The sequence below is a fragment of the Winogradskyella ursingii genome (genome assembly GCF_013403975.1).
In the GTDB taxonomy this organism is placed as follows: Bacteria; Bacteroidota; Bacteroidia; order Flavobacteriales; family Flavobacteriaceae; genus Winogradskyella; species Winogradskyella ursingii.
The window spans coordinates 326878-339886 of the sequence record NZ_JABFDH010000002.1 but is presented as its reverse complement, the minus strand read 5'-3'; the positions used below and the strand labels follow the sequence as shown (position 1 = coordinate 339886).

Genomic DNA, 13009 nt, shown 5'->3' with positions numbered 1-13009 from the left:
ATGAAAAAAACAGCAATAAAATTATGCTTCTTATTTGCCGTACTGCTTTTTGCAGGTTGCGAATTAGAAGATATTGAAAATCCAAACGCTCCTACAGTGGGCAGTTTCGAAGAAGGATCGACAGCTGAAGATGTTAGATTACTTGCGGTTGGTTTGGAAGCCGTTATGAGAAATGATCTTGCTTTTCATTATGATACTGTAAGTATCTTGGGAAGAGAATATTATGATCTCACAGGCGTAGATCCACGTTATACGGGCGAATTATTAAAAGGGCCATTGGATAACAACGGATTTTTAACTACTAGAGCATTTGCTGCCTGGTATAAAGTGGTGAAATCGGCAAACATTCTGATTAAATCCGTCGAAAATTCTGCCGCAGGATATACAGATGCGGAAAAGAATAGCTACTATGGTTATGCCAAAACATTAAAGGCTTATGCGCTTTTAATGGTAGCTAATCGTCAATTTGACAATGGGATTAGAATAGATGTAGACGATCCTGACAATCTTGGACCTTTTGTGTCTTATGAAGAGGCATTGACTGCAATCATGGCACTATTAAATGAAGCTAATACAGATTTAGCAAACGCTTCAGATGATTTTGTTTTCCCAATAAGTAGTGGTTTTTCTAATTTCGATACACCAGCTACTTTTAGCGAATTCAATAGAGCTTTAGCAGCTAGAGTTGCTTTATATCAAGGTAACGATGGATTGGTTTTATCATTATTAAATGATTCTTTTCTTGATATAGACGGTGATTTGTACAATGGGCCTGCTCACGTTTTTGGCCTTACGGGTAATGATATTGTCAATACACAATTCCATGTACCTTTTCAATCTGGTCAAGAATTTATGATACACCCTACCTGGATTGCAGATGCAGAAGCAGGTGATACTAGAGTAGATGAAAAAGCAATACAATTCGATGAGCCAACTTCTTTCGATATGCTTACTGCCCAGTATCAAATAGCTGTTTACGATAGTAATGTAGATCCAGTTTATTTGATTAGAAATGAAGAGTTGATACTTATTTATGCTGAAGCAAACATAGGTTCTAATAACTCTGAAACGGTTGCGGCAATTAATAGAGTACGTAATGCAGCCGGTTTACCAGATTATTCTGGAGATGAAAACGATCCTGATGCACTTCTCGACGAGGTTTTGATGCAGAGAAGATATTCGCTTCTTGCGGAAGGTCATCGTTGGATTGATTTGAGAAGATTAAATATGCTTAATCCAACTAATATTCCTTTAGATAGACAAGGAGATAATGTAATCAATCAGTTCCCGACTCCATTTGCGGAACTTCAGAATTAAATTGATTTTCAATTAAATTCATAGTAAAAGCCTCAACTTTTGTTGAGGCTTTTATTTTGTTTATACTTCATCGCTTATTATTTGTCTAATGACATTCTTCTATTTTCAATAAGCTCAGTTTCTTCCGTTGTTGAAATGGTTGCATCATTTGAGCTAAACTTTCGCCTCGCCCACATCTTCAATCTCATACTTAAATAGAATAAGATAGGAACAACGATTAACGTCAAGAAGGTAGCAATTAACAACCCGTAAATAACGGTCCAAGCTAAAGGTCCCCAGAACACTACGTTATCACCTCCCATGTAAATATTTGGATTGAATTCAGAGAATAACGTAAAGAAGTTAATATTTAAACCTATAGCCAATGGGATTAGCCCTAGAATGGTTGTAATTGCTGTAAGAATTACAGGTCTCAAACGCGCCTTTCCGGCCTTTACAATACAATTAAAAAGATCTTCTCTCGATAAATATTCATCGTCCTCCAGGCCTAATTCATTTTTCTTCCTATCTATAAGGAGTTGTGCATAATCTAATAATACAACACCATTATTTACAACAATTCCAGCTAGTGAAATAATTCCTACCATGGTCATCATTATAACAAATGCACTTCCAGTAATTACAAGTCCGCCAAATACACCTATTAAACTCAAGAATATCGCCAACATAATTATAGTTGGTTTTGAAATAGAATTAAACTGAAATATTAAAATGAAGAAAATTAATCCCAAACCTGTAAAAAATGCACCCATTAAAAATGCCATTTGCTTGTTTTGTTCTTCAATCTGGCCTGTATAATCTATTTTAATATCAGATGGCAAGCCCTCAAAACTTTTCATTTCATTTTGAATTTGCGTTACTATCGCTCCCGCATCCGTATAACCTGGTGCCAAGGCAGAATAAACGGTAACAACTCGTTTAGTGTCCTTATGTTTAATAGCGCTAAAACCTGAGTTGTTCTTTTGGCTTGCTACAGCAGATAGAGGTACTTCTTTTATCTGGCCTGTATTATCTCTAAAAGTGATATTTTGGTTGAATAGAGCACTTGTATTATATCTTAAATCTTCGTCAAAACGTACATAGATATCAAAATCATCACCATCTTCTTTATAGATGCCGGCTTTAGACCCAAAAATAGAATTTCTTAATTGGTCACCAATTTGCCTTGCAGAGATACCTAACTCACCAGCCTTTTCTCTGTCGATTTCAACTTGCATTGTTGGCTTGTCCTTATTGACATCTATTTTTAGCTCATCGATTCCTGCAATATTTCTTGAATTGATGAAGTTACGCATCTGTTCGGCAGTTGCAATCAATTCATTGTAGTCCTTGCCCTCTAATTCTATATTTATTGGTGCACCTGCAGGTGGTCCGTTTGCGTCTTTCTCAACTGAAATTAATACTCCAGGATAAATCCCAACTAAAGCTTCCTGTACTTTTTGACGTAGTAATTCACTGTCTTCTCCTCGACGGTATTTATACTCTCGCATCGACGCAGTAATCTTTGCTTTATGTGGCATTTCTGCAGCAGAACCACCATCGGTTTGTGGGTTTCCCGCACCTTCACCAACCTGTGAAACTGCACTTTCTACCAAGAAGTTACGACCGTCATCCATATATTGATCTTGGTTAATGACGTCGTATACACGCTCTTCGATCTGTTTGGTGATGGCATTAGTTTTTTCGATTGCTGTTCCTTCAGGATATTCTATATATACAATAATCTGATTGGGTTTGTTATCTGGGAAAAACTCGATTTTGGTACGTTGCATTCCTACGGAAATTCCAAAAGCAATAAATGCGGCAATTAATAAAAGGAACGTACCACCACTTAATAAATAAGGTCGCTTTTTTGAAAGGGCTCCAGTTAGCATCTTTTCATACCAGTTTTCAAGTTTCACCAATGATTTATTCTGAAAATTATTCGCCCATTTTCTAATGAAAAAACGATAGGCCCAAAGCATAATCGCCGTGAAAATCATTAATGTTCCCAACCCACGATATTGACCACCAAAAATTAGAATGAGCAATCCAATACCTGCAACAATTGATGTTGTTCTAATGATTTGTCTCAACGGCATTTCCTTATCTTCGATTTTCATAAATCGAGATACTAAGACTGAGTTGAAGAAAATCGCTACGAACAGAGATGAGCCCAAAACTACAGATAGCGTAATAGGTAAGATTTTCATAAATTCACCCATAATCCCAGGCCAAAAAGCTAATGGTACAAAGGCAGCTACTGTTGTCATGGTTGAAATAATAATAGGAAAAGCTATTTCACCAATACCTTTTTTTGCCGCTTCAATTCTACTCATGCCTTCATCTTCCATCAAGCGATAAACATTTTCGACTACCACAATACCATTATCTACCAACATTCCCAGTCCCATAATCAATCCAAACAGTACCATTGTATTTAAACTGTAACCAATGAGGTTTAATATCATTAAGGACATGAACATGGACATAGGAATCGCAAACCCAACAAATAGTGCGTTCTTAAATCCGAGGAAAAACATTAATACAGTTACCACCAGAATAACTCCAAAGATGATGTTGTTGACCAAATCATCTACTTGACCAATGGTCACAGAAGATTGGTCGTTGGTGATAGAAACCTCTAAATCTTGAGGAAATTCGTTATCAATGGCATTTTGAACAATCACTTGAATTTGTTCTGCGGCTGCCACCATATTTTTTCCTGCTCGCTTTTTTACATCGAGCATAACGACTGGCTTACCAGATTTTCTTGCAAAAGTGGTTTTATCTTCTTCGTGAAATGATACTTCTGCTACATCTTTTAGATAGATGGCATTACCGTTTTCGGATTTTACGACAAAATTTTCAAGTTCTGATGGTTCTTCAATTTCACCAATCACTCTAATAGTCCTTCTTTGGCCACTCGCCTTTATATTTCCAGCAGATTGCGTTAAATTCCCTTGACTTATGGCACCTAAAATATCATTAAAGGTGACTTTAGCGGCCATCATTTTATAAATGTCTACTTCAACTTCTACCTCTTTTTCTTGTGCACCTCGTATATCTGCCTTTTTTATTTCAGAAAGGTCCTCTATTTCATCTTGAAGATACTCTGCATAATCCTTTAATTTCTCCACAGGATAATCTCCAGAAATGTTGATGTTAAGAATCGGCATTTCTTCAGAAAGACTTAACTCAAAAACATCAGGTTCTACCTTTGCTCCGTTAAAGGTTGGCCAATCTTCGCCTGAAGTTTCAGAATCAATTTCATCTTTTACTTTTTGTTTGGCTTGTTCTACGGTTATATTTTCATCAAATTCAACAATCAACATAGAATAGTCCTCTTGGGATGTTGAGGTTATTTCTACGACGTTACTGACCGTTTTCAGTTTGTCTTCTAATGGATCTGTTACGAGCTTTTCTATATCCTCTGCTGTGTTTCCAGGATAAACTGTACTTACGTAAATTTTGGTTTCGTTTACTTCTGGGAAATTCTCACGTGGCATACTAAAGAAAGCCGAAACTCCCAAAAAGAAGAATACAGCAATAAGCACATACATCGTGGTTTTATTGTTAATTGCCCACGAGGACAGACCAAATTCTTTTTCTGTGTTCTTCTTATTCGTTTTCATTACCATCTACTTTATAATTAATCACTTCAACAGACTGCCCATCACGCACACTTCGCGCACCTTCTTTAATAATTTCTGCACCAGCTTCGAGTCCGTTTAAAACTTCAATGACATCGCCTTGTTGGCGACCAGTTTCTACAATTACACGTTTTGCCTTACCAATACCATCCGCACCTTTATCACTTACTACATACACATATTGTTCTCCTTCTGCATTTTCTGAAATCACACTTTGCGGTATTAAAAGTGCATTTTCATTAGTGTAATCATTAATCTTTAATCGTGCCGTAAGATTTGGTTTTATAGACTTGTTCTCATTTGGGATTGCAATTTCAACTTTGAATGTTCGGTTGGCTGGATTAATAAAATTACTAGCTTGACGTACTTTTGTGTCTATTGTTTTGCCCAAAACTGGTAAATCTACTTTTACACTTTTTCCTACTGTAACATTGGCAACGTAGCGCTCTGGTACTTCGGTTTCGATGTACATGTCATCTAAATTTACAATACGCATTAACGGTGTTTGTCCTGCTGCAACTACACTTCCTTGCTCCGTAATTACATCATCGATGGTTCCAGAAAACGGTGCTCTGACAGTTGTTTTTGCTATTTGTCTATTTAGTTGGTTAACGGCTTCTTGTTGCGATTCGTAAGTGGATTTAGCTTGTAAATACTGAATTTCACTTCCGATATTTTGATCCCAAAGACGTTTTTGTCGCTCAAATGTAGTCTTTGCCAAGTCGGCTTGAATTTGCAATTGAGCTACTTGTTGGCTCAACCCACCATCATCAATTTTAGCTAGTAGCTGGCCTTTTCTAACTTTCTGACCTTCTTTCACGTAGACATTAGTTAGGATACCATTAAACTCTGGAGTAATGGTTAGAAGGTTTTTTGTGGTCACGTTTCCTTGAAGTTCTAAAACATGATTAAACACTTCTGAATTGGCTTTAAATGTTGTAATCAATGGCACATTTTTAGTGGTATCCATTGTTTTTATTTTAGCATCCAAAAGCTTTATTTGATCATTTAGAGCTTGTTGCTCGTTAACAAGTTCACCTCGTTTTTCTCTCATGGTTTTTAAATCGCCATTTTCAAGAACACCTTCTACTGAATTCTTTTTATCGCCAGAACATGAAGTAAAAATTAAAGCAATGATTGTGAGTTGATATATGTATTTCATTTTGGTTGAATTTTATTAATTATTGATTGGTGTGTTTAGTACGGTTTCAAGTTCGGCTTTAGAGTTGATAACATCTAGCATCGATTGAAGCAATTCTTGTTGTGCTGTATATAGTTGGGTTTGTGCTTGCCTGAGTTCAAAACTTGAGCCTATTCCTTCAAAGAATTTGGTTTGGTTTTTGTTTTCAATGCGCTCAGCCAATTCAAGATTTTCCGTCTTATTCACATAATCTTCAACTGCGAATTGATAATTACTTTTTGCGGAGGCGATTTGAAGTTTTATACGCTGCTCTGTTTCTGTAAGTTCGGTTTGGGCTTTTTCAAGGTTAATTTCTGCACGTTGAGTGGCTGCACTCCGCATACCTGAACTGAAAATAGGAATACTGAGATTAAGTCCAAAGAGAGATGAGCCAAACCATTCTTGATCTTTGTCAAAAAAAGAAAACTCATCTTCAAAGGCAGAATAGCCTCCGTTTAAAAAAGCATTGAGCGTTGGTAATGCTTTACTTTTTTCTAGTTTAACCATTAATTCTTTTGCCTTGGTATCATTTGCAGCGATACGATAATCAATAGTGTTTTCTGGGTTGTTTTCTACACTTAATAACGATAGTGCAATGTGTTCTCTAGTTAATGTTTCAAGATTATCGGTTAATACCAATTTATTATATACGTCTAATCCTAAGGTGATATTTAGCATTTGGTATGCCAAGGTTTTTAATCTTTCGGTATTATTCAAATTACTTTTTACACCAGACAATGTGATTTGCAATTGCTCTACGCTTTCTTCTTCTCCAAGGCCATTTTCGTAGATTTTGTAAGTTTCAAAAAGGTTTTTTTCTAAAACTTCGATATTTCTATTTAAAATCTCAATGCTTTCTTCTGCCAATAATACGTTTCCGTAAGCATCGATAACCGCTTTTCTGATTTCCAGATCGGTTTTGATTTTAGCATTCTTTGAAATTTCTAGAAATACTTTGGCGGACTGAAGACCCACTATATAAGAGCCATCAAAAACTTTTTGGTTTAAAGTAGCGAAGGCATTGACACTTTGTTTAGTGCCAAAGACTACCTCTTGAAATTCACCTGGTTCGCCCCCAAAAAATTGAGCAGGAATTACCTGTACTTGTTGTTTCAAAAAGTTTTGATAATCTACTGAGGCACTTAGTTGTGGTAATCCACTAGCGGTAGTTTCCCACTTTTGCTTTTTAGCAGCTTCTATATCACGTGCTGCGTTGATGACAGTACGATTGTTCTTAAGAGCAAAATCTATTGCTTCCTGCAAACTATATCTATTTGGTATGTTCTCTTGCGAAAAACCTAGAGAAGCAATGATTAAACTTGTGATTAATATGAGTGATTGTCTCATTATATGTTTAGTTTTGATTGGTTTTTAATAATCTGATTAATGTTTCAAGCCCTTTCGGGGTACAGATACCTCTTAAATGGTATTCTAAATAATATTCCATTAAAGTATTCATAGAAAATTTTTTAAGAGGGAACAGATCCTGATCTTTTAGGTTGACCATACCGTTAAAGTATATCCTCGAAATAAAATCAACATCGATATTATCTCTATACAAACCTTGACTCAATCCTCTTTTTAGATTTTCCGTAACGCAACCTTGCATCACCTCAAATTGTTTGGACTTTAAACTCGTAAAAATTTTAGGATAATATTTTTGAAGCTGGTATTGTGGTGATGATTTTTCGTTCTTTAAGTGTTCCATCACAAATTGTTTTATATCAAAAATTTCTTCAATGGGATTTTTTTCTAATGCACAAATACAATCAATGCCATAAGATATGGTCTCGAACATGTGCAATGTAGTTGCTTCAACAAGCTTAGTTTTGTTAGGGAAATGAACATAAATAGTTTTTTTTGATATACCCATTTCTTTAGCTATATCGTCCATGGTCACACTTTTAAAACCAAGGTTGATAAAAAGGTCAGCCGATTTATGTATTATTTTTTCTCTCATAACAGGGTGCAAATGTAAGGTGGGAAACTTTAAAAACAAAAAAAGTTTCCTAAGTTTTATAGATTATTTAACATTGGTTCATCTCGTTTGTAATGTTTTTTTTAAAACAATTAAATTATTTTTGTCCAATGCAGGCAATTGAAAAGTATCAAGAATCCTTTATGAAATATTTAGAGGATTTTACCGTAGATAGAGAACCTCAAAATCTTTATCATCCAATAAATTATATTTTACGACTCGGTGGCAAACGTTTGAGACCAGTTTTGACGTTAATGACGGCAGATGTTTTTAGTTCAGACTACAGTAAAGCGTTTAATGCTGCTTTAGCTGTTGAAGTGTTTCATAATTTCTCATTGGTGCACGACGATATAATGGATGCTGCACCGTTGCGACGCGGACAGAAGACAGTACACGAAAAATGGGATACCAACACAGGTATTCTCTCAGGCGATGCAATGCTTATTTTGGCCTATCAATTGTTTGAAAATTATGAGCCACAAACGTTTCAGCAATTAGCAAAATTATTCAGTAAAACAGCTTTGGAAGTTTGTGAGGGGCAACAGTATGATATTGATTTTGAAACGAGGGATGATGTTACCATGGCCCAATATCTTAAAATGATTGAATACAAAACAGCGGTTTTAGTTGGTGCCGCCATGAAAATGGGTGCTATAATTGCTAAAACTTCAGTTGAGAATCAAAATGCCATTTACGATTTTGGCCTGAATTTGGGTATAGCATTTCAGTTGCAAGACGATTATTTAGATGCTTTTGGTAATCCTGAAACATTTGGGAAGCAGACAGGAGGTGATATTCTAGAAAACAAGAAAACCTATCTCTATCTTAAAACAGCGGAGTTGGGTTCTGAAAATGATAAAAAAGAATTGTTTAAAAAAATGAATGATTCAAAGATGTCCAATGAAAATAAGGTTTCTGAAATTAAGGTACTTTTTGATAGTACTGGTGCGAGTGAAGCCACATTAAGAGCTGTAAGAGACTATACGAATGAAGCGTTTAAATTATTGGAACAACTAAATATTACTGATGAAAAGAAGACAATTTTAAAGGAATTTGGTGAACAGTTAATGAACCGACGCGTGTAATGAAATTACCATCCACATTTGAGTCTTTGATTGAGAAAGCCAATGATCTAAACCTTTATAAAAAACTCATAAAACAACTTAACAAAGACCTCCTTTACGCAAATATTGATTTAGAATTTGATGAAGAAACATTGCCTACCAGTCTTAAGTTAGTATTGCATGAAACCATTTATCAGCTCATACAGTCAAAATTTGCGGATTATCTAAACCTTCTTTATATTGTTGATGTTTCTGAATTGAAAATAAAAGCATTGGATGGTTCGGATGCTTTGAAATTATCAGAAGATGTTACCTTTTTAATTTTACAAAGAGAATGGCAGAAGGTTTGGTATAAAGAAAAAAATAGTTTCTCTTAATTTGTTTAGAAATAAAACCGTACAAACGGCATCCAAGGATCGGTATAAATACTTCTATCCTCATCGTACAAAATATCATATCTAATACCAACAGTCACATTTCTACTGGTATAACCAACACCCAAAAAGATGGCGGGATACCAATAATTATCATCTAAATTTGTCGCAAACTGTTCGTCAAAATTTCTACTGACGTGCAATTGTTCAAATTCGGTTGAAAGCTGAATTTCCCTAATAGGATTAAATAAGCCAAGCACGCTACCGCCGAAAACAGTGGAGTTAAAGACATCTCTTTGTGAGCTATATGTAAAATTTAAACCAATACCAGTTGCTACATATGGATTAAATCGATAAATGGCATTTGGTGCTAAAGTTCCGCTAAAAAAACCATCTCCAAAATTTAAACCTATACCACCACCAAACTGTACGTTATCCCAAAAATCGTTCTGCTCAAAATTGTTATTTTGGGAAAATGAAAAAGCCGTAAAAAAACCGACCATTATTAACGTTATAGCTATTTTTTTATAAAAGTGAGAGCTAGATTTTATCATGTTTTCAATTGTGTTATTCTAATTGTTATAAATATAATAAAAGCTAAACTATATTTAACAAAAGTTGTATTTTTGAATAAAATTTGTTGAAACGACAACGTCTCATAAATAATAATGGATAAATATTCCTTTCTCAACGCAGCTCATACAGCATACTTTGCTGATTTATACGAACAATACCAAAAAAATCCAGATTCAGTAGAGCCAAGTTGGCGCGCCTTTTTTCAAGGTTACGATTTTGGCTCGGAAACTTACGGAATGAATGGAGAAGTGGTTGAAGGTGTTTCTACCCAGATGCCAGAACATGTCCAGAAAGAGTTTCAAGTGGTAAAGCTCATTAATGGCTACAGGAGTAGAGGTCATTTATTTACTAAAACCAATCCAGTTAGGGCGAGACGAAAGTATGCTCCAACATTAGAAATAGAAAATTTTGGATTGTCAAAAGATGATTTACAAACACAATTTTCAGCTGGTGAAACTTTAGGACTTGGAACAACGACTTTACAAAACATTGTTGATCATTTAGAAAGTATTTATTGCGATTCTATTGGTGTTGAATATATGTACATAAGAAAGCCTGAAGAAATAGAATGGATTCAGTATAAGCTTAATATTAATGACAATCATCCTAAATTTTCAGAAGACGAAAAGAAGAAAATCCTAAGAAAACTTAACGAAGCTGTATCATTCGAAAACTTTTTACACACTAAATATGTAGGTCAAAAACGTTTTTCTTTAGAAGGTGGTGAAGCCTTGATTCCAGCATTGGATGCATTGATAGAAAAAGCCTCGGAATATGACGTTAAGGAATTTGTAATGGGTATGGCACACCGTGGTAGACTTAGTACTTTGACCAATATTTTTGGTAAGTCTGCCAAAGACATTTTTAGTGAATTTGATGGTAAGGATTACGAACAGGAAGTTTTTGATGGTGATGTTAAATACCATTTAGGCTGGACGAGTGACCGTGTTACAGATACTGGTAAAAAAATAAATTTAAATATTGCACCAAACCCTTCGCATTTAGAAACGGTTGGTCCTGTGGTACAAGGTATTGTTAGAGCTAAACAAGATGACAAATATCCCGATAATCCATCACAGGTGTTGCCAATTATTGTGCATGGAGATGCTGCAATTGCTGGGCAAGGCGTAGTTTATGAAGTCATCCAGATGGCGAAATTGGACGGCTACAAAACCAATGGAACTATTCATATAGTGGTCAACAACCAAATCGGTTTTACCACCAATTATTTAGATGCACGTTCCAGTACTTATTGTACGGATGTTGGTAAAGTAACACTATCACCAGTATTGCACGTTAATGCAGATGATGCAGAAGCAGTTGTGCATGCCACTTTGTTTGCTTTAGACTTTAGAATGAAATTTAAGCGCGATGTATTTATAGACATGCTCGGCTACAGAAAATATGGTCATAATGAAGGTGATGAACCAAAATTCACTCAACCATTATTATATAAAGCAATAGCAAAACATAGTAATCCAAGAGATATTTATGCTGAACGTTTGTTGAAGGAAAATGTCATCGACAAAGGCTTTGTAAAGAAAATTGAAAAAGAATATAAGGATAAGCTTGAAGAAATTCTCGAAGATTCGCGTAAGGTTGAAAAAACTGAAATCACCCCTTTCATGCAAAATGAATGGACTGATTTCAACACGGCAGAAGAGGATAAAATGATGGAACCTGTAGATACAACTTATCCTAAGGACAAGCTTGAAAAAATCACGAAAGCAATTTCCAATTTACCGGAAGACAAAAAATTCATTAGGAAAATTCAACGTCTTATTGAGTCCAGACAAGACATGTTCGACGAAGACCGTTTGGATTGGGCAATGGCAGAACATTTGGCTTACGGTAGTATTTTATTAGAAGGTAATGATGTTCGACTTTCTGGACAGGATGTTGAGCGCGGTACGTTTTCACACCGTCATGCTGTGGTAAAAGTAGAGGATAGTGAGGAAGAAATTATTCTTCATAATCAGATGGCCGACAAGCAAGGGCGTTTCTTTATTTATAATTCACTCTTGTCAGAATATGGAGTAGTTGGGTTTGATTACGGTTACGCTATGGCTAGTCCGATAACGTTAACGATTTGGGAAGCACAGTTTGGAGATTTTAGCAATGGCGCCCAAATTATGTTGGACCAATATATTTCTGCGGCAGAGGATAAGTGGAAGCTTCAAAATGGCCTAGTAATGTTATTACCTCATGGTTATGAAGGTCAAGGAGCAGAACATTCTTCGGCACGTATGGAGCGTTATTTACAATTGTGTGCAAAGGACAATATGTTTGTAGCAGATTGTACCACACCTGCAAATATGTTTCATTTGTTACGACGACAGATGAAAGCCGATTACAGAAAACCATTGATTGTTTTTACGCCTAAGAGTTTGTTGCGTCATCCAAAGGTGGTTTCAACCGTGGATGAATTTGCCACTGGAAGTTTCCAAATGGTGATTGATGATAAAGCCGTAAATGCAGATAAGGTAAAGACATTAGTATTTCTCACAGGTAAATTCTATTATGATTTGCTTGAGAAAAGAGAAGAATTGGAACGGGACGATATAGCTTTTGTAAGAATAGAGCAACTGTTCCCTTTACCTGTAGATGATATGCGAAAAATAATTAAAAAATATAAAAACGCAGATGACATCGTTTGGGCACAAGAAGAACCTAGAAATATGGGAGCTTACAGTCATATTCTAATGAATTTTGAAGAATCCAAAGATTTTAGATTTGCAAGTAGAAGGCCGTACGGTGCACCTGCTGCAGGTAGTTCTATGCGCTCAAAAATACGTCACAATCAAGTCATTGATTATGTCTTTGATAAGAACAAAGACAACAAGAGAAAATATATAAACTAACAAAGTTAAATTATAGCTTACTAAAAC

The 13009-nt window shown here is 35.5% G+C and carries 9 protein-coding genes; 4 read left to right on the top strand and 5 right to left on the bottom strand.

Annotation, left to right across the window (positions count from 1 at the left end):
* Positions 1-1317, top strand: coding sequence for a RagB/SusD family nutrient uptake outer membrane protein (locus HM983_RS05255; protein ID WP_179344346.1), 1317 nt, complete (start codon positions 1-3; stop codon positions 1315-1317).
* 77 nt (positions 1318-1394) lie between these two features.
* Here HM983_RS05255 and HM983_RS05250 read toward each other — a convergent pair whose 3' ends face one another.
* Genes HM983_RS05250 through HM983_RS05235 form a run of 4 tightly spaced genes read right to left on the bottom strand, consistent with a single transcriptional unit; the run spans position 1395 to position 8089 of the window.
* A complete protein-coding gene (locus tag HM983_RS05250; protein ID WP_179344345.1) occupies positions 1395-4931 on the bottom strand; it encodes an efflux RND transporter permease subunit in 3537 nt (1178 codons plus the stop codon).
* Positions 4918-6111, bottom strand: coding sequence for an efflux RND transporter periplasmic adaptor subunit (locus tag HM983_RS05245; protein ID WP_179344344.1), 1194 nt, complete (start codon positions 6109-6111; stop codon positions 4918-4920). Before HM983_RS05245 ends, HM983_RS05250 begins: the two co-directional genes overlap by 14 nt.
* A 15-nt stretch (positions 6112-6126) precedes the next feature.
* The gene (locus tag HM983_RS05240; protein ID WP_179344343.1) at positions 6127-7476 is read right to left on the bottom strand and encodes a TolC family protein; all 1350 of its coding nucleotides are present in this window, start codon (positions 7474-7476) and stop codon (positions 6127-6129) included.
* Positions 7477-7483: 7 nt separating this feature from the next.
* The gene (locus tag HM983_RS05235; protein WP_179344342.1) at positions 7484-8089 is read right to left on the bottom strand and encodes a TetR/AcrR family transcriptional regulator; all 606 of its coding nucleotides are present in this window, start codon (positions 8087-8089) and stop codon (positions 7484-7486) included.
* Positions 8090-8217: 128 nt separating this feature from the next.
* Between HM983_RS05235 and HM983_RS05230 the strand changes: the two genes are divergently transcribed.
* Together HM983_RS05230 and HM983_RS05225 are read left to right on the top strand one after the other, a co-directional pair.
* The gene (locus tag HM983_RS05230) at positions 8218-9192 is read left to right on the top strand and encodes a polyprenyl synthetase family protein (RefSeq protein ID WP_179344341.1); all 975 of its coding nucleotides are present in this window, start codon (positions 8218-8220) and stop codon (positions 9190-9192) included.
* The gene (locus HM983_RS05225) at positions 9192-9548 is read left to right on the top strand and encodes a hypothetical protein (protein ID WP_179344340.1); all 357 of its coding nucleotides are present in this window, start codon (positions 9192-9194) and stop codon (positions 9546-9548) included. The genes HM983_RS05230 and HM983_RS05225 overlap by 1 nt, the downstream gene beginning before the upstream one ends.
* 5 nt (positions 9549-9553) lie before the next feature.
* On the opposite strand, the gene HM983_RS05220 is transcribed toward HM983_RS05225, so the two are convergent.
* Positions 9554-10099 (bottom strand): alpha-ketoglutarate decarboxylase, encoded by a 546-nt coding sequence (locus HM983_RS05220; RefSeq protein WP_246277466.1) that lies wholly within the window; start codon positions 10097-10099, stop codon positions 9554-9556.
* A gap of 114 nt (positions 10100-10213) precedes the next feature.
* On the opposite strand from HM983_RS05220, the gene HM983_RS05215 reads away from it, so the two are divergent.
* Entirely contained in the window at positions 10214-12982 is a 2769-nt protein-coding gene (locus HM983_RS05215; RefSeq protein WP_179344339.1) for a 2-oxoglutarate dehydrogenase E1 component, read from the top strand.
* The last annotated feature ends 27 nt before the right edge of the window (positions 12983-13009 follow it).